Below are 16,291 nucleotides of genomic sequence, written 5' to 3' on the forward strand. Positions count from 1 at the left end.
CGGGCGCTTAGCGTTGATGACATTCAAAAACTCACTGTTGCAATGATTCTCGTCGTTGCAACTCTTCGCGAGGAGTGTCATGAAAACGGCGGGTCGAGCTGACGTTTCCGGAACCGATCGACTTCACTACGAGCCGATGGAGCTACGCGACGCACAACTTCTGGCGTACGACGAGACCGGCGAAGGCCGGATCGTGGAGGTGTTCGGCGATGTCGCCACAGCCGAGCACATCATGATCTTCGTGCCAGGCAACGACAACGGACTGGGAAACTACTTCGACGAGAACCGTCCGACAGGACCACGCGCGAGCGGATGGACACTGGGAAGGATGCTCCGAACGCTCGGGCCGAACGACCGCGTCGCGGTGATCGTGTGGGTCGGTTATCGGACGCCGTGGGGATTTCTCGAGTCGTTCTCCCGGACACTTGCAGAAGTTGGTGCGATAGATCTGGCGCGGTTGACTCGTATCCTGCCGCGATCGGCGCATGTGACGCTCGTCGGGCACAGCTACGGGGCCGTGGTGTGCGGACTCGCTCTCCCGTCGGCGCGAGTGGACGATTGCGTGGTGCTGGGTAGTCCGGGGATGGGGACCAGTTCGCGCGAAGACCTGTGCTTTGCCGGAAATCTCTGGGCTGCGCTTGGTCCGTCGGACTGGATCCGCTACTTCCCACGCGTGAAGATCGGCCGCATCGGGCACGGCCCGTCTCCAGTTCGGGCGCAGCACGGAGCCATTGTTTTCGGTACCGGTGCCGTTCGAGGGCATTGCGGCTACTTCGCCGATGCAAGCGAGTCGCTGCGAAACATCGCGAGGATCGGACTCGGTCGCTACGACGAGGTCACGCGACCAGGGGAGTTGCAGCCTCGGCTGACCGCGTCAGCAATCCGCGAGGACGGGTCTATCCTGGGAACTCGTGAGTGTCGCTAACGTACGAAGTGCCGGCGGGGTCCAGATCAGCTATCGCGATTCCGGCTCGCATCCCAGTGTGGCCGATCTGCCTCCGGTAGTCCTCGTGCACGGGATGGGCGGCGACAGCGGTACCTGGGACAAGTTCGCGCGGACCTTGCGATCACGCAACCGGCGAGTTGTCTCGGTCGACCTTCGCGGCCACGGCCGGAGCGCTCGTGCGTCGTCGTATCTGTTCGAGGAGTTCGCGGACGACGTCATGGACGTGTGTGATCATCTCGAACTCGAGCAGGTGGATCTGGTCGGCCACTCGCTCGGCGGGCACGCGGCGTCGTTGATCGCGCAGAAACGTCCCACTGCGGTGCGGAAGTTGGTCATCGAGGAAGCGCCGTTACCACTACGTGCGGGTGACCCGGAACAGGTGTTCGCGAGGAAATTGCCGAGTGTCCCAGAACTGTGGCATGCCACAACAAGTTTGGTGCGGCATCCGCGAGCCGCGTTGACGTTCGATCGCTCGATGACGCGGTCCGCGCTCGAGCAGTTCCGCCGGCCGGATCCGCAGTGGTGGGATCGGTTGCCGCTCATCGAGGCTGACATGTTGTTCCTGCGTGGAGGTCTGGGCGGGATGGTGGATCCTGTTCGCCTCGACGCTGTTGCAGCCACCGTCGCACGCTGCGAATTGGTCTCTTTCCGTACCGGCCACAGTGTCCACCGCGACGGTCACCGCCAATTCGAATCCGTTGTGTTGCCGTTCATTTCCTGAAAGCGGAATATCAGATCAGTTCCGGGAAGAACCCATCCACAACGCGTGCGGCACCGAATGTACTTCCATGCATACCAACGGCAACGACTGGTCCGCACACGAATACGTCGACGCGGTAGCACGATCAGTTCACGGTGAGACCGTCCGATGGCCGCAGGGTCCGAGCACGGATGCGGTGATCGTTCTCCCCGTTCATGCCCGAAACCATCCGGGGAAGAACGCAGTTCTGCTCTGGAATCACGACTTCGGTTGGTCGTGGGGTGTCGAGGAGGCTGATGTGCGAAGGACGATTTCGATAGTCGACACCCTCGGTATCGGCCGGACACCGGATCCGCTGCGCTGTGCGGATCGGGTTATCGAACTGATCAGCGCACGGGCAGTTTGCTCGCGCATGTGTAGCGAAGAGTGATTCGGTCAACTCTGGGGCGACAACGCCTCCGAGAGGACGACGCCCGTGAACCCAGAGAACGTTCCAGCCCCGCATTGTCATTCATTGCCGCGCCGGACGTTCCTCGGTGGCGTCGGTGCCCTTGTCCTCGCGGGAGTGGCAGACGTCGCGGCCGGCGCGGTGAGCGCGGTGCCGGTACAAGCAGCACCCGCCGATCGGTTTCCGCAGAAACCCAACATCGTTGTCATCATCACCGATCAGGAACGCCGGCCGATGTACTGGCCACAAGGCTGGGCTGAACAGAATCTGCCCAACCGCAAGAGGATTGCCGATCACGGGCTGAGTTTCGACCAGGCAGTGTGCAACACCGCGATGTGCTCGCCCAGTCGCAGTACGTTCTTCACCGGCCTCTACCCCGCGCAGCACGGGGTCACCAGAACGCTCACCGAAGGTGGCACTGTCTCACCCACCGAGCCACAGTTGCAGGTCTCCGAACAGAACATGGCAAAGCTGCTGGCGTCGGCCGGCTACAACGTCCAGTACCGGGGGAAATGGCATCTGAGCAAAGGCGTCGAGGGTGGTGATCCGACAAGCGCGGACGTGGCAGGATTCGGCTTCGAGGGGTGGATTCCGCCGGACGCGGGCCAGGACACCAATCCGGATCACTTCGGTGGCGGGTGCGCAGACCATGATCGCCGTGTCGCCGAGGAAGCTGTCGAGTTTCTCTCCGGACCCGCAGTCGCATCCGGACAGCCTTGGGCGCTGATCGTCTCGTTCGTGAACCCGCACGATGTCCTCGCGTACCCCCAGACGTGGAACGCGATGAACGGCACGTGCGACAACTACGGATCGGACGCGCCAGGCGCCTTCGAGCAGGGTATCGACTTGCCGCCCACCTTCGACGAGATCCTGGCGCTCAATCACAAACCGACAGCCCAGGTTCAGTCGGAACTGCTGTTGGCAGCCGGGCTCGGGCCGCTGCTCGGACCCGATCAGGCGCGTAACTACATCAACTTCTACGCCTATATGCACAAGGTGGTCGACGAACACATCGGCAGCGTGCTCGATGCGATCGAAGCCACTCCACAGATGCTCGACGACACGGTGATCGTTCGGATGTCCGATCACGGGGAGATGGGGATGAGCCACGGAGGTTTGCGGCAGAAAGTGTTCAACGCCTACGAGGAAACACTGCGTGTTCCACTGGTCATCAGCAACCCCTTGCTGTTTCCCGAACCCGTTCGCACCGACGCCCTGGCGTCGTTGATCGACGTGATGCCCACTCTCGCCACACTCGCCCAAGCGCCTGCGCGTCAATCGTGGAACTTCCTGGGTACCGATCTGACACCGGTCATCGTCGACGCTGCGGCGTATCCGAAAAGTCCCAGCGCGCAGGTTCAGGACACGATTCTGTTCACCTACGACGATCAGAACTGTGCGACGCCCGACGGTCAGAACATCGTCACGCAGCCCAACCACATTCGGTGCATACGCGAGAGCCGCTGGAAGTACACGATGTACTTCGATCCTGCGGGAGTTGCTGCGCCGCAATACGAACTGTACGACTTACAAGCCGACCCCTTGGAACTGAACAATCTCGCCAATCCGCTCAACATCGGTTCGTATCGGCCGGATCTGGCAGCTCAGATGAACGCCAAGCTCTTCGCAGTGATGGAGACCAAGGGTGTTTCCCTGAAGGAATAGATCGAATTTCGTCAAAACTGATTCACGTTTCAGTTCTGCGGGCATGCTGGTGGGGCATCTGTCTTCGGTTCAGGAAGAAGGAATGTCATGACTGTCACCTCGCCGGGGCGAGAAGGTTTCAGTTCTCTTCGGTCGGGAGGGTTGAACTGGGATTCGTTCCCACTCCGATTGTTCACCAAGGGAAACGCCAAATTCTGGAACCCAACCGACCTCGATTTTTCGCAGGATGCCCGTGACTGGCAGGAGCTGACCAGCGAACAACAGCGCAGCGCCACCTTCCTGTGTGCGCAGTTCATCGCCGGTGAAGAAGCCGTCACCGAAGACATTCAACCGTTCATGAAAGCAATGTCGACCGAGGGACGATTCGGCGACGAGATGTACTTGACGCAGTTCTGTTTCGAGGAAGCCAAGCACACCCAGGTGTTTCGGCTGTGGATGGACGAAGTGGGATTGACCAGTGACCTGCATTCCTACGTCGCTGACAATCCGTACTACCGGCAACTGTTCTACGAGGAGCTGCCGTCGTCGCTACGCATTCTCGAGACAGACCCCAGCCCGGTCAACCAGGTGCGTGCCAGCGTCACGTACAACCACGTCATCGAGGGCAGTCTGGCGTTGACGGGTTACTACGCCTGGCAGAAAGTTTGTGCGACGCGCGGAATCCTCCCTGGCATGCAGCAATTGGTGCGAAAGATCGGTGACGACGAACGACGGCACATGGCTTGGGGAACGTTCACCTGCCGAAGGCACGTCGCCGCCGACGATCACAACTGGGACGTCGTCCAGCAGCGGATGGGTGAACTCATGCCCATGGCCCTCGGAATGATCAACTGGGTCAACGATCAATTCGAGGTGCAGCCGTTCGGTTTGGACAATCAGGAGTTCCTCGAGTATGCCGCAGACCGTGCGCAGCGCCGACTTTCGGCGATCGAGTCTGCACGCGGGCGCGACGTCGCCGAGATCGACCTCGACTATTCGCCGGAGACCCTCGAGGAAAAGTTCGGGGCAGAAGATGCCGCTGCGATGAGTGAGGCGGCCAAATGACTGCGAATTCTATTGGGGCCAAGCCGAGTTCTGGATGACCTCGACAAAATCGATGTGCCGAAATCCCGGCACGAAATGTTCGAGTACGTCAGCGTTCACCGTCCCGAACGTGCTTTCGGGACGGTGCTTGAAGCCGTCGGTGAAGGCCTTCAAGATCTGATTCTTGAAATCCGGACGGGGGTGGGCCGCGGTGACGGCGTCGATGTCGGCCTGGTCGAGTTCGCTGTATCCGATTCCGAGTACATCGGTCTCCACACCCGCTGTCACCAAGGCGATTTCGGGCTCCAGCCGCGAGGGGACCTCGGGCGTCGTATGTAGAGCGATGCCTTCCCACACTTTGCGGATGTCGGTTTCGTCGACTTCGTAGCCGGTGAGGAATCGCCGCGCTTCGTCCGCGCTGTCCAATTCGAATCGCGCCGTACTGTCCCGGAATTTCTCGGTGAGCCCCAGGTCGTGAAACATGGCGCCGACGTAGAGCAATTCAGGGTCGGCGTGCAGTCCCAAACGCGCGCCTTGCAGCGATCCGAAGAGGAAGACGCGTCGCGAGTGGTGAAACAGTAACTCGGACGCCGTATCTCGGACGAGTTCGGTGGCGTCAGCAGCCATCTTCGAATCGGGGATTTTCACACCGGCAATGATCGTGTTCATCGGTACCTGCTCTGCTCGTCGCTGCTGCGAATTTCTCGGTCTGTCCCAGTGTCGGTCGAGCACGCACGCGGGCGCACCCTGATCTCGGCCATACTGTCCACAGATCAGGACGAAGGGGAGCGATCGTGACCGCAGTGCATCGAGTTGCCGTCCTGGTGTTCGACGGCGTCAAACTGCTCGACGTCGCAGGTCCGAGCGAGGTGTTCGCAGAGGCCAATCGCGGCGGAGCGAACTACGAGTTGGTGATCTGCTCGGTGGGTGGACACGATGTCGACTCGTCGACCGGCATGCGCATTCCGGTCGACTGTGACGTCGCAGATTCCGGTTCCTTCGACACGTTGCTGGTCATGGGTGGCGACGTGTTCCCGTCGATGCCGGTGAGTCCGGAACTGCGTGAGGCAGCGAGCGATCTTGCGGGACGTTCGGGTCGGGTTGCCTCGATCTGTACCGGGACATTCATCCTGGCGGCGAGTGGACTGCTCGATGGACGCCGCGCAACGACGCATTGGCAACACACGGCAACGCTGGCGCGCGCCTATCCGCAGATCACGGTAGTTCCCGACGCCATTTTCATCCAGGACGGCACGGTGTTCTCGTCTGCGGGTGTGACCGCCGGGATCGACCTCGCGCTCGCGTTGCTCGAGCGAGATCATGGTGCAGAAATGGCCCGACGCGTCGCACAGCTTCTGGTGGTATTTCTCCAACGTCCAGGTGGGCAGTCACAGTTCTCGCCGTCGTTGAGCGGGCCGCGGCCCCGGGTGCCCGCGCTTCGCGCAGTGGTCGAGGCGGTGGCGGCCGATCCGGCGGGGGAGTACTCGGTCGACGAACTGGCTGCCCTGGCGCACCTGAGCCCACGGCATCTGACGAGGCTCTTTCGGGAAGAACTCGGTACGACGCCGGCCAAATACGTCGAGTTGATCCGTTTCGACTCCGCGAAAGCGCTCCTCGATGCCGGCCACTCGGTGACCGAAGCCGCGCAATTGGCGGGATTCGGCAGTTCGGAATCCCTACGACGAGCATTTTCGACGCATCTCGGAATCTCGCCGCAGGTGTACCGCCGTCGTTTTCAAGCTTTCGGCTGAGACTGACTTTCGTGCTTGCCTTGCGGCGGGCTCATGCCCTGCTTGTCGAGCCAGGCAAGGCTGTAGTCCGCGATCTCACGCCAGCCGTGGTCGATGGTCAGCGAGTGACCTCGATCGCCGAAGACCTTGTATTCGTTGATCGTCGGGGCCTTGGCGTACTTCTTGAACGAGCTGTCCGAACTGGCTTTCGGGACTGTGCGATCCTTGCCGCCGCCGATCATCAGGAGTGGCCCGCGGCGGGCGTTGAAATCTACTGCAGCGGGGCTGTGGGGCGCGAAGTTGGCGAGTGCTGCCTCGAACAACGGCCGACCAGGGGCGGGAATCGCATACTGCTCGAACAATGCGTCGGACTCGTCCTTGGACACGGCACTGGCGAAGGACTTGTGGAACGACTCTCTGTTGTGTGAGTACGCCTTCCGGTAGTTCCCGGGGTTGGACAGGACCGGGAAAACACTGCCCAGTTGAACGAGGGGAAGTTTCAACACCCCTTTGGGCTGAGCCGGGTCGATGGCAATTGCCGCGGTCGCCAGCTTCTGGCCCAGAAGTTTCTGCGCGATCAAACCTCCGAACGAATGCCCCACCACGATCGGTGGTTCGTCGAGATCGGCTATCACCTTGGCGTAGTGATCCGTCACGTCCTCGATGCCGTGTCCCGCGATGTCTTCCGGGTGTTCACGCGTCTCACCCACGGTCGACGCGTCCCCTGGCCATCCCGGCGCCATTGTGGAGTACCCCTGCGCGCTGAAAACCTGCGCCCAGGGGTCCCACGTGGTCGGGTGCATCCAAAGTCCGTGGATGAACAGAACAGTCGGGTTGGACTTGGGCGACATGCGCGCTCCCCGCTATCGGACCGATGATCGATACGGAATGCCCGCTTTTACAACCTCATTCACATTTTCGGCGAGCTCTTCCGTCGGGCCGTTCCGTTCTGTTGTGCGAAGATGGCACGATCGTGGCATGGCACCAACTGGATCTGCGAAGGCGATGGCACTGTGGACCACCGCTTTTGTTGTCTCACAAGCGAATATTGCTCGCCTACTCGGGCCGGTGGCTCCCAAAGTATTGGAAGTGCAGACGGCGTTCTCCGCTCGCCGGTACGTCGAGATCTTGGACTCCATGGACGACGAGGCCACGGCACGATTTCGTAGTCACTACTACCCCGACTTCGTACATCCCGCGATCTACGCGATGGCTTTGCGGTCAGCGGGCACGAGGCTCGGGGAGCGGGTTCCCCTTTCCCCGGCAACTCGGCGCGCCCTTGCCGTAGTGCCGGTACTGTCGGCGGCCGGTGACTACGTCGAGAACGTGGTCGGACTCCATTTCCTCGATCATCGCGACAGGATCACCGACTCGAGGGTTCGCGCCGCTTCGACCGTCAGTATTGCCAAATGGGTGCTCGCACTCGGAACTCTCGGATATTTGTCGCAGGGTTTTGTCAGGGTATGGGTATCGCGAAAATGAGGAGCACTGATGGCAGTCGAACTCGGCACCGAATACTTCGCTGACGGAGCAGAGTTCCGTCGATGGCTGTCCGAGAACCACGAGGTGGTCCCCGGCCTTTGGCTGAAAATGGCCAAGAAGACCTCGTCGCACAGTTCGATCGACTACGACCAAGCGTTGGACGTTGCCCTGTGCTTCGGCTGGATCGACAGCCTCGCACGGCGAATCGACGACGATTTCTTCGTACAGAAGTTTTCGCGACGCACCGCGCGGAGTCCGTGGTCCAAACGCAACGTCGAGATAGTCGCCCGCCTCGACGCTGCGGGACTTCTCGAGCCTTCCGGCATCGCCGAGATCGAGAAGGCCAAGGCCGACGGTCGATGGGATCGCGCGTACGAGGGATCAGCCAAGGCCGAGGTCCCGAAAGACTTTCTCGATGCGCTCGCGGAAAACCCGAAGGCTCGTGAGTTCTACGCGACGCTCAATTCCACCAACCGATTCACCATCGCGTACCGACTGCAGGAGGCAAAGCGTCCGGAGACGCGAGCCAGGCGGATCGAGAAGTTCGTGAACCAGCTTGCGGAGGGCAAGAAGTTCTATTGAGCTGCCGTGTCACTGGGCCACAGGTACTTGCGAATCGACACCCAGCGAGGCTGACACAATGGGCCTCGTGATCGAAGCCGAAACCTGTTCCGCACTGTCTGCTGTCGATGAGCCGCTGGCAGGCAGCGCTGCCGTCGTGCGGGGCTGGGTATGCCTCGAATTCAATGTCGCGTGGGGTCGTGACGTGTTGGACGGTACGGCCTTGGGGGAGGACCTTGCCGCCGAGCTGAGCCGCCGAGCCGATGCAGCGAACGTGCGAATCATGTTCGTTCGGCGACCCGGGCGTACCGATCCGATGACTGATGGACACACCGTCCTGCTTGCGCGCTCCGATCCGAGCGACTCATGGTGTGAAAGGTTGCACATCGATTTGCCGATGGAATTACTCGACGTCGATTTCTTCTTGTTGGATGGGCCGCCACCAGGACTGGGCGAGCAAGTGACCGAGCCAGTCGTATTGGTCTGCGCGCACGGCAAGCGCGACCAGTGCTGCGCTGTATTCGGCAGGCCGATCGCCGCAGCGCTGATGTCGTCCTTCGGACCCCAGGTGTGGGAGTGTTCGCATACCGGCGGGCACCGATTTGCGCCGTCGATGATCCTGTTGCCGAGCGGCAATACGTACGGCCGCCTGTCGGCAAGTGAGAGTGTCACGGCCGTGGAGGTGGCTTCCCGAGATCAGGTCCATTTGCCAGGCCTGCGTGGACGGAGTTGTTGGTCTCCTGCGGGGCAGGCTTCGGAAATTGCTGTGCGACAGCAAATAACCTGCGGAATCGACGACTTGGCTGTCATCGAGCAGGCGAGTGACGGGACATGCGTCGTCGCACATGTGGACGGCCGGCAATGGGCCGTGGAGACTGCAGTCTCCGAACTCGCGCCGCGTCCACCGAGTTGCGGCGCGGCGCCCAAGCAGGTCAGGCCGGTTGTCGTCACGTCGATTCGAGACCTGTGATTTCATCGTCGGTTTTCTACGATCAGTCTCGATGAACTCGGGTGTGGGTCATCGCTACTGCAACAGGAGCGCAATGACTGCGGGCGGTAATTGACGTTGTCCGAGGAGGTTTACGCGTTGGCATCCGTCGAGTTCGACTGCCATCCGCGTGCCGCCCGATCCGTCGGGACGAAGTACGTCGATCGAAGCGATGTGATGGGCGACGAGATCGCATGGGCCTGCAGGTGGCGCGGTGGATGCAACCTCCATCAGATCAGTACTCTGCTGGCGTGACAAGCGGATTCGGGACTCGGGCAGCGGCGGTTCGGTGGAATAGCGGCACACCAGTAGTCTGCCGACGTCGGAAATCGGTGTAGCCAAAGCTGTTTCCGTCAGTGGGCGCGCGTGAGTGTCTTCGTGTTCTGCCATGCGACTCATGTCAGCTTCAGTGGTCGTCGCGAACGGTTGTCCGATCGACTCCGCGCAGGTTCCGGCGTCATCGGAGGAGATGCCGTCGACCGGATGCTGCGCGCGGCTGATCTCATGTAGTTGGCTCAGGGCTGCGTGTGGTTTCTCTTGCAGTCCGCAGGGCGCGGTCGGCCAGGTAGGGCGTATGGCTGCTCCTGCTTCGTCTACCAGCCACAAACCGGCTGGCGGGACGAGACGGTACGCGCAGTCGGCCCGGACGTTGGCAGGAAATCGACGAGACTGTTCGCGGAATGCATCGTCCACCGCGTGGATGTCCCCCTCGAGGCGTATGGAGTCGATGGTCAACCCACCGTCGGACGTTTCTCCGCGTTCGCATCGAACAACGGCAACGGGGCTGAAATCAGGAGGCGGGTAACCACTTCCCTCGGGGCGAAGTGCGATGCTGCTGTCGCGTGCCTCGGGGGCTACGAGCGCGGCGGTGATATCAGGGGCGAGGCAGTCTGCCCGATCGACCGCCGTCGCGACCGGTGGAGTGAAAGATTCATAGTCTCGAACGCCGGTCCAAACCAACGCAACGGCGACGACACTGACGACGACGATAAAGACCCCAGCTGTGAATCGTCCACTCATACATCGACACTATGTGCTTTTGCGATGGATTGAGGCGAAGTCTCGACCATTGCGGGTGCGACGTAGCATCGCTGCTATGACTGTCGATTTGGTTGCGCCTGACGAGGCCTTGTGGGTGTCCTGGTTGGAGTCGCGTGACGAGTGGGGTGGACCGCAGGCGGATCAGCCCGGTTCGGCGTTGGGAGTTGCGCAACGTCTGGATCTCGACCTTGCGTCACGCGATGGATTCGGGCAGTGGGTTCAGGAGTTGTTGGCGCAGCCCGAGGCGTTGCCGGGGCCCGACATTGTCCCGGCAACCAACTGGTGGATCGTGCGAGACGGCAGGTATCTCGGTGCTATCCAGTTGCGACACAGCTTGAATGAGTTCTTGGCTGATCTTGGTGGTCATATCGGCTACGGGATTCGGCCGTCGGAACGGCGGAAAGGGATAGCGTCGGCTGCTCTGCGGGAAGTGCTCACGTATGCCGGCGACCCGGTGGGGCTCAGTGGCGTCCTGATTACGTGCGACGAGACCAACGCGGGTTCGCGTAGGGCAATCGAAGCGTGCGGGGGACTTCTCGATAGCGTGCGCCCAGCTGATCAGTTGTCGCGCAACCTCGGCCATTCGGGAGACACGCTTCGCTACTGGGCGGCCACGGGCCGGTCAAGCGCCAGTTGACCGTTTTTGACCGTCAACGGGAAGTCGCGGTCGCAGGGTAGGCGACACGGGACGCGATGCTTTCGCTGAGGTCGTGGATTTCTGCGGCGAGGACGTCTCGGCTCTTCGTGTCCGACTCGTGAACGAAGGTTGTCGATCCCAGTGTGGCACCGCAATATTCGATGATTCCGCGTTCGATCTGTGTCCGGAAGGCCTCGTACACGCCGTGTCGGTCGAAACTCTCGGCGTCGTCACCTGCGACTGGAATCAGGTGGACGGTGAGTCGGTCCAGTTTCTTCACGAATTCGCTTCCCGGGGTGAATTCGTACGCCCATCCGCTGACGAAGACTCGATCGATCCAACCTTTGAGTAGTGCGGGCATCGACCACCAGTACATCGGAAACACGAGAATCAGATCGTCTGCACGATCGATTCGGTCCTGCTCGGCTACAACGTCGGCCGGGGGAGTCCCTTTGCCGCGGAACAGGTTCACATCGGCTTCGGCGAATCGGGGATCGAAACTCTCGGCATGTAGGTCCGCGAAGTCGACGTCGCCGCCCAGGTCGCGGATCGCGTCGGCGGTAGAACGGGCGACATGCTGGGTAAGTGACTGGGGATCGGGGTGGGAGACTACGACGAGTGTGGTCATGAGCGTCCTTCGGTAGATGGTGCGCTTATGTACTAAGAGTAGGTTACTATTGGTATATAGCGCAAGGAGGTGTCCGATGGCACGTACGAGACTGTCGCGAGCCGGCAGGTACGAACAACTCGTGGAGGTGTCGTGGGCATTGGTGCGAGAGGAGGGTGCGGACGCGCTGACCCTTGGTCGGTTGGCTGAACGTGCCGGCGTTGCAAAGCCAGTTGTATACAGCCATTTCGCCTCTCGCGCCGCGTTGTTGGCAGCGCTCTTCAAGGAATTCGACGATCGTCAGACTGTGATGCTCGAGGAGTATCTCGATGCCGCGGATGAGTCTCTGAACGGACGCGCGAATGCCATCGCCGACTCCTACGTCGGATGTTCGCTGGCGCAGGGGCGTGAACTGACGGGTGTGCTTGCAGCGCTGGAGGGTTCGCCCGAGCTGGAGCGGGTCAAGCGTGAATCGGAACACGCCTATTCCGAACGATGTCGGGAGGTGCTGACTCCCTTTGGTGCGGGCGGAGGACTTGCGCAACCTTCGATGACCGCAATATTCGGTGCTGCAGAGGCACTCTCGCATGCGGCGGTAGCGGGAGCGCTCTCGCCCGACGATGCTCGAAGCGAACTTGCCGCACTGATAGTCGCGGTGGTCGGCCGGACCTGAGGTCACCGGTTATCTTGGTGCCCATCCAATTCGACGCGCTCACGCATGGATTCGGATATCGCTGTCAGAGTTCTGACGAACGCGTCGATCGCGGGAGCAAGTGGAGGTTTGCCGTAGGTTGCGACGGAGACAGTGCGTCGCTCGCCGGGAATGCGGTGTGCGCGGATACTCGGGTTCTGATGTGCCTGGAGGGCGAGGGCCGGAAGGGTGCTTACCCCGCTTCCGGAGGCGACCAGGGCTTGGACGGCGACGTAGTCGTCGGTCTCGAACTCGATCCGCGGAATGAATCCAGCTCGATTGCAAGCGGTGAGGAGGTGGGCTCGGCAGCTCGGGCAACCGGCAATCCAGGTCTCACCGGCGTAGTCCGTGATCTCGTTGGCGGCGTCTGCATTCCGCGCAGAGGTGATCAGGTACAACGGATCTTCCAGCAAAGTCGTCTGCGCGACATGCTTGAGCCCGACTTCAGGGGTGTCCTCGTGTGCGAAGACAACAGCTACATCGACATCGTTGTTACGAAGCAGTGCAAGTGCTTTGGGTGGTTCTGCATCAACGAGGCTGATGGACACATCGGGGTACTGGGACGTGAACGCTGCCATCGCCTGCGGAATCAAACTCGCCAGGGCTGACGGGAATGCGGCCAGTCGTAGTCGCCCGGTCCTCAGTCCGGCGTACGTCTGGACTTCGGCTACCGCTGCGTCGACGTGGCCGAGGATCTCGGTGGCTCGCCGAACCAGCACTGCGCCGGCGTCCGTCAGGCGCAGTCCACGACCCGCTCGCTGGAACAGTGGAACCCCGACTTCCGATTCGAGCTGTCGAAGGTGGTGACTGATGGAGGGCTGCGCGTAACCGAGAGAATCGGCGGCGGCTGTCACCGATCCTTCCCGTGCAATAGCGACCAGGACCCTCAGCCGAATTAGATCGAGCATGCCAAAATCATAGAAGATTTCGATGCTTTGGACGAAAACACGTATTGGATCTATGAATCGGTGTTTGGCAGGGTGAATCACATGGCACCGGCATCTGATCTCACGGCATCAAACCAGCTACATCCACCCGTATGGGCAGACATCGAGCGTGCCAGTCAGGTCGTCCGACGGCATCTACCGGTCACGCCCCTGATATCGCACCCGACGTTGGGTGCGGGCTCGTGCAGCCAATTGTTCGTCAAACACGAGAACGTGCACCCCACGGGTGCGTTCAAGGTTCGCGGCGGACTGAACCTGGTGGCAGGACTGGATGAGGCGACGCGGGCGCGGGGGATTGTCGGATACTCGACCGGAAACCATGCTCAATCCTTGGCGTATGCCGCAGCGGGTGCGGGCGTGCGGTGTGTGATCGTCATGCCGGTTGGGGCGAATCCAGTCAAGGCTGACGCTGTCCGCATGCTCGGAGCCGAGCTCATCGAGCACGGTGTGAACTTCGACGAGGCACGTGCTCACGCCGATTTCATCAGCGAACGTGACGGCCTGCGTCTCGTGAGCGCCGCCAATGAGCCGGCAATCCTTGCCGGTGTTGCCACGGCCTACGTCGAACTCCTCGAACAACAACCTGATCTGGACGCGGTGGTGGTCCCAGTCGGTGGCGGCAGCGGTGCGGCGGCGGCGTGTCTCGTCGCCAGTGCGCTTGCACCGCACCTGGAGGTCTTCGCGGTGCAGTCGGAGGCTGCGCGAGCGGCACACGACTCGTGGACTTCCGGCACCTGTGTCGAGCGCCCGAACACCACCCGTGTCGAAGGGCTTGCGACCGGTGCCGGGTTCGCACTCACTCAACGTGTCTTGCGTGAACGCCTCGGGGGATTCCTGCTCGTCACGGACGACGACATCACCCTCGCGCAGCGGGCGTTGCTCTACGACGCTCACACTTTGAGCGAAGGCGCCGGTGCGGCCGCACTTGCTGCGGTCTATGCGCATCCGAACACCTTCGCTGGCAAGCGCGTTGCTGTTGTCTGCACGGGCGCCAATGCCTCCGAGAATGAGATCCGCAGGGTCGTCGGCTGACCGATGGCATGATCGGAACCATGGGCCAGTTTGATAGGGCGGCACCAATTTTGCATCGCGTATGTGTGTCTGGAACAAGATTTCGCTTCCACGATTCAGCAAAGTGAACAGGGTCGCATCTCGCGACAGCAAGGCCACCGTGGAGGAGACGTGATGCTGCCGACAATCGTCGTTCGGGACGGGACTGTGCTCGATGGTAGAGGGAGCCCGCCCAGGAAAGCGGATGTTGCGATCTCCGGTGACACGATCGTGGAAGTCGGAACGATCGGTGCTGTGCCGGGGGCGATCGACATCGATGCTCGCGGTTGCATGGTGGCTCCCGGTTTTGTGAATGTGCTCAGCCATAGTTACCTCACGCTGCAGCAAGACCCACGAGGATTGTCGGACTTGTATCAGGGGGTCACAACCCAGGTCTTCGGTGAAGGCGTGTCTCTCGGACCGGTCACGGGTTCGATGACTCCGGCGATGCTCGGATTGGGCGCGATTCCAACTGGGGTGCAATCACATTGGCCGAGGTTGCATGATTTTCTCGAATCCTTGGAGACGAACGGCGTCGGTTTCAACGTGGCGAGCTTCGTCGGCGCGGCGAATCTGCGCATGGTGGTTGCGGGTGTGGACAATCGCCTGTTGAGTGAACAAGAGCTGGCCGAAGCGTGTGCCCTGCTCGACGAGGAGCTTGAAAATGGAGCTCTCGGAGTGGGTTCGGCTCTGATCTATCCACCCGGAAGCTATGCGGATTCCGGCGAGTTGCGAGCATTTTCGCAGGTGCTCGCCAGACACGATGCCGTCCATATCTGCCATCTCCGAAGCGAAGGGCAGAGGTTTCTCGAAAGCATCGAGGAACTGGTCGATATCGCTCGAACGACAGGAGCGCGCGGGGAGATCTACCACCTCAAGGTTGCTGGTAAGTCGCACTGGCACAAAATGTCCGAGGCCTTGCAATTGGTTGAGTCGGCTCGCGAGGACGGTGTGCGAATCACCGCGGACGTATATCCGTACGAGGCGGGGAACACGCTGCTCAGTGCCGCGTTGCCACCGGAGTTTCGGTGTCGTGACACGACGGCCGGGCGCACGCACCTGAACTCGACCGGTGTCCGAGAGCAGATCCGCGAGAGGATCCATCGTGAGGACGAGGACTGGGAGAATCTCTACGCTGCGTCCGGAGGCGCCGATGGGGTGACGATCTTGTCCGAGGTACCGGCACTCGGGATCCGAGCGGGGGAAGCTCTGGGATCTATTGCTCGGAGGATGGGGCATCACGACCCGGTAGACACCATACTGGCTGTTCTCGACGCTCTCCCCACAGCCGAGGCTGCCTATTTCATTGCGTCGGAGGACAACACGCGAACTGCCTTCGAGCGTCCCTGGGTTTCGGTTGGTTCCGATGCCGATGCTCAAAGCACGGAGACCCTTTTCGCGGGGCAACCCGTCCACCCCCGTTCATTCGGAACTTTCGCCCGTATTCTGAGCCGCTACACCCGCGGCATTGGCGGGCAATCAGTCGAGGAATGCGTTCGCCGAATGACCAGCCTTCCTGCTGAAAACTTCGGTTTGGCGAAGCGGGGCTACATTGCGCCAGGGGGATACGCCGATCTGGCGATCTTTGACCCCTCGCAGGTAGAGGATCTCGCGACATACGACAACCCAAGAGTGTATGCGACCGGAATGCGGCACGTTGTGGTCAATGGGCAACCGGCACTGTCGGACGGGGTGCCGACGGGGATGCTTGCAGGGCGCGCACTTCGGCGCTCGCGCAACGGGTTCGATGCAGTGAGGTGACGAGCTGGCACCGG

Annotated in this window: 18 protein-coding genes; 13 read left to right on the forward strand and 5 right to left on the reverse strand. The window is 61.3% G+C overall.

Going from position 1 to position 16,291, the window contains the following annotated elements; all coding sequences use genetic code 11:
• The first annotated feature begins 79 nt into the window (after positions 1–79).
• The 5 genes from AC1Q6C_RS20240 to AC1Q6C_RS20260 all read left to right on the forward strand — a co-directional run bounded on the left by AC1Q6C_RS20240 (position 80) and on the right by AC1Q6C_RS20260 (position 4,803).
• Positions 80–925, forward strand: a complete 846-nt coding sequence (locus AC1Q6C_RS20240) for an alpha/beta hydrolase (protein WP_065352185.1) — start codon at positions 80–82, stop codon at positions 923–925.
• The gene (locus AC1Q6C_RS20245) at positions 912–1,667 is read left to right on the forward strand and encodes an alpha/beta fold hydrolase (RefSeq protein WP_030535116.1); all 756 of its coding nucleotides are present in this window, start codon (positions 912–914) and stop codon (positions 1,665–1,667) included. The genes AC1Q6C_RS20240 and AC1Q6C_RS20245 overlap by 14 nt, the downstream gene beginning before the upstream one ends.
• 67 nt (positions 1,668–1,734) lie before the next feature.
• Positions 1,735–2,076: a DUF6292 family protein gene (locus AC1Q6C_RS20250; RefSeq protein ID WP_042923438.1), complete on the forward strand. Its 342-nt coding sequence runs from the start codon at positions 1,735–1,737 to the stop codon at positions 2,074–2,076.
• Positions 2,077–2,121: 45 nt separating this feature from the next.
• On the forward strand, positions 2,122–3,759 hold the full coding sequence (locus tag AC1Q6C_RS20255; protein ID WP_492666748.1) for a sulfatase family protein: 1,638 nt from the start codon (positions 2,122–2,124) through the stop codon (positions 3,757–3,759).
• 87 nt (positions 3,760–3,846) lie between these two features.
• On the forward strand, positions 3,847–4,803 hold the full coding sequence (locus tag AC1Q6C_RS20260; protein ID WP_003940790.1) for a R2-like ligand-binding oxidase: 957 nt from the start codon (positions 3,847–3,849) through the stop codon (positions 4,801–4,803).
• A gap of 9 nt (positions 4,804–4,812) precedes the next feature.
• Here the strand turns inward: AC1Q6C_RS20260 and AC1Q6C_RS20265 are convergent, their stop codons facing one another.
• On the reverse strand, positions 4,813–5,451 hold the full coding sequence (locus AC1Q6C_RS20265; RefSeq protein WP_007727481.1) for an HD domain-containing protein: 639 nt from the start codon (positions 5,449–5,451) through the stop codon (positions 4,813–4,815).
• 125 nt (positions 5,452–5,576) lie between these two features.
• Here AC1Q6C_RS20265 and AC1Q6C_RS20270 point away from each other — a divergent pair, with 125 nt between their 5' ends.
• Positions 5,577–6,533, forward strand: coding sequence for a GlxA family transcriptional regulator (locus AC1Q6C_RS20270; RefSeq protein WP_030535113.1), 957 nt, complete (start codon positions 5,577–5,579; stop codon positions 6,531–6,533).
• Here AC1Q6C_RS20270 and AC1Q6C_RS20275 read toward each other — a convergent pair.
• On the reverse strand, positions 6,518–7,363 hold the full coding sequence (locus AC1Q6C_RS20275) for an alpha/beta hydrolase (RefSeq protein WP_003940761.1): 846 nt from the start codon (positions 7,361–7,363) through the stop codon (positions 6,518–6,520). The two genes, AC1Q6C_RS20270 and AC1Q6C_RS20275, sit on opposite strands and share 16 nt — an antisense overlap.
• A 127-nt stretch (positions 7,364–7,490) precedes the next feature.
• Here AC1Q6C_RS20275 and AC1Q6C_RS20280 point away from each other — a divergent pair, with 127 nt between their 5' ends.
• The 3 genes from AC1Q6C_RS20280 to AC1Q6C_RS20290 are packed head-to-tail and all read left to right on the forward strand — an operon-like array spanning position 7,491 to position 9,525.
• Positions 7,491–7,994 (forward strand): hypothetical protein, encoded by a 504-nt coding sequence (locus tag AC1Q6C_RS20280; RefSeq protein ID WP_042449832.1) that lies wholly within the window; start codon positions 7,491–7,493, stop codon positions 7,992–7,994.
• A gap of 9 nt (positions 7,995–8,003) precedes the next feature.
• A complete protein-coding gene (locus AC1Q6C_RS20285; RefSeq protein ID WP_007727476.1) occupies positions 8,004–8,576 on the forward strand; it encodes a YdeI/OmpD-associated family protein in 573 nt (190 codons plus the stop codon).
• Positions 8,577–8,634: 58 nt separating this feature from the next.
• Positions 8,635–9,525 carry a ferredoxin family protein gene (locus AC1Q6C_RS20290; protein ID WP_492666749.1) on the forward strand — a complete coding sequence of 297 codons (891 nt, stop codon included), beginning with the start codon at positions 8,635–8,637 and terminating at the stop codon, positions 9,523–9,525.
• A gap of 54 nt (positions 9,526–9,579) precedes the next feature.
• Here AC1Q6C_RS20290 and AC1Q6C_RS20295 read toward each other — a convergent pair whose 3' ends face one another.
• Positions 9,580–10,563, reverse strand: a complete 984-nt coding sequence (locus tag AC1Q6C_RS20295; protein WP_003940911.1) for a hypothetical protein — start codon at positions 10,561–10,563, stop codon at positions 9,580–9,582.
• Between the two features lie 76 nt (positions 10,564–10,639).
• On the opposite strand from AC1Q6C_RS20295, the gene AC1Q6C_RS20300 reads away from it, so the two are divergent.
• Positions 10,640–11,221: a GNAT family N-acetyltransferase gene (locus AC1Q6C_RS20300; protein ID WP_073512445.1), complete on the forward strand. Its 582-nt coding sequence runs from the start codon at positions 10,640–10,642 to the stop codon at positions 11,219–11,221.
• A gap of 13 nt (positions 11,222–11,234) precedes the next feature.
• On the opposite strand, the gene AC1Q6C_RS20305 is transcribed toward AC1Q6C_RS20300, so the two are convergent.
• Entirely contained in the window at positions 11,235–11,849 is a 615-nt protein-coding gene (locus tag AC1Q6C_RS20305; RefSeq protein WP_042923456.1) for an NAD(P)H-dependent oxidoreductase, read from the reverse strand.
• Between the two features lie 76 nt (positions 11,850–11,925).
• On the opposite strand from AC1Q6C_RS20305, the gene AC1Q6C_RS20310 reads away from it, so the two are divergent.
• The gene (locus AC1Q6C_RS20310) at positions 11,926–12,501 is read left to right on the forward strand and encodes a TetR/AcrR family transcriptional regulator (protein ID WP_042449699.1); all 576 of its coding nucleotides are present in this window, start codon (positions 11,926–11,928) and stop codon (positions 12,499–12,501) included.
• A gap of 2 nt (positions 12,502–12,503) precedes the next feature.
• Here the strand turns inward: AC1Q6C_RS20310 and AC1Q6C_RS20315 are convergent, their stop codons facing one another.
• Complete coding sequence (locus AC1Q6C_RS20315; RefSeq protein ID WP_492666750.1) at positions 12,504–13,427, reverse strand: LysR family transcriptional regulator; 924 nt, start codon at positions 13,425–13,427, stop codon at positions 12,504–12,506.
• An 81-nt stretch (positions 13,428–13,508) separates the two neighbouring features.
• On the opposite strand from AC1Q6C_RS20315, the gene AC1Q6C_RS20320 reads away from it, so the two are divergent.
• Together AC1Q6C_RS20320 and AC1Q6C_RS20325 are read left to right on the forward strand one after the other, a co-directional pair.
• Positions 13,509–14,498: a threonine ammonia-lyase gene (locus AC1Q6C_RS20320; protein WP_492666751.1), complete on the forward strand. Its 990-nt coding sequence runs from the start codon at positions 13,509–13,511 to the stop codon at positions 14,496–14,498.
• 153 nt (positions 14,499–14,651) lie between these two features.
• Positions 14,652–16,277: an N-acyl-D-amino-acid deacylase family protein gene (locus AC1Q6C_RS20325; protein ID WP_007727452.1), complete on the forward strand. Its 1,626-nt coding sequence runs from the start codon at positions 14,652–14,654 to the stop codon at positions 16,275–16,277.
• Positions 16,278–16,291: the final 14 nt, after the last annotated feature.

The sequence above is a fragment of the Rhodococcus sp. MT28 genome, assembly GCF_058792695.1.

Excerpts from the sequence above, each read along its gene's own strand:
- AC1Q6C_RS20240 (WP_065352185.1), top strand. The coding sequence starts at position 80 with ATGAAAACGGCGGGTCGAGCTGACGTTTCCGGAACCGATCGACTTCAC.
- AC1Q6C_RS20250 (WP_042923438.1), top strand. The coding sequence starts at position 1,735 with ATGCATACCAACGGCAACGACTGGTCCGCACACGAATACGTCGACGCG.
- AC1Q6C_RS20260 (WP_003940790.1), top strand. The coding sequence starts at position 3,847 with ATGACTGTCACCTCGCCGGGGCGAGAAGGTTTCAGTTCTCTTCGGTCG.
- AC1Q6C_RS20265 (WP_007727481.1), bottom strand. The coding sequence starts at position 5,451 with ATGAACACGATCATTGCCGGTGTGAAAATCCCCGATTCGAAGATGGCT.
- AC1Q6C_RS20275 (WP_003940761.1), bottom strand. The coding sequence starts at position 7,363 with ATGTCGCCCAAGTCCAACCCGACTGTTCTGTTCATCCACGGACTTTGG.
- AC1Q6C_RS20280 (WP_042449832.1), top strand. The coding sequence starts at position 7,491 with ATGGCACCAACTGGATCTGCGAAGGCGATGGCACTGTGGACCACCGCT.
- AC1Q6C_RS20285 (WP_007727476.1), top strand. The coding sequence starts at position 8,004 with ATGGCAGTCGAACTCGGCACCGAATACTTCGCTGACGGAGCAGAGTTC.
- AC1Q6C_RS20290 (WP_492666749.1), top strand. The coding sequence starts at position 8,635 with ATGGGCCTCGTGATCGAAGCCGAAACCTGTTCCGCACTGTCTGCTGTC.
- AC1Q6C_RS20295 (WP_003940911.1), bottom strand. The coding sequence starts at position 10,563 with ATGAGTGGACGATTCACAGCTGGGGTCTTTATCGTCGTCGTCAGTGTC.
- AC1Q6C_RS20300 (WP_073512445.1), top strand. The coding sequence starts at position 10,640 with ATGACTGTCGATTTGGTTGCGCCTGACGAGGCCTTGTGGGTGTCCTGG.
- AC1Q6C_RS20305 (WP_042923456.1), bottom strand. The coding sequence starts at position 11,849 with ATGACCACACTCGTCGTAGTCTCCCACCCCGATCCCCAGTCACTTACC.
- AC1Q6C_RS20310 (WP_042449699.1), top strand. The coding sequence starts at position 11,926 with ATGGCACGTACGAGACTGTCGCGAGCCGGCAGGTACGAACAACTCGTG.
- AC1Q6C_RS20315 (WP_492666750.1), bottom strand. The coding sequence starts at position 13,427 with ATGCTCGATCTAATTCGGCTGAGGGTCCTGGTCGCTATTGCACGGGAA.
- AC1Q6C_RS20320 (WP_492666751.1), top strand. The coding sequence starts at position 13,509 with ATGGCACCGGCATCTGATCTCACGGCATCAAACCAGCTACATCCACCC.
- AC1Q6C_RS20325 (WP_007727452.1), top strand. The coding sequence starts at position 14,652 with ATGCTGCCGACAATCGTCGTTCGGGACGGGACTGTGCTCGATGGTAGA.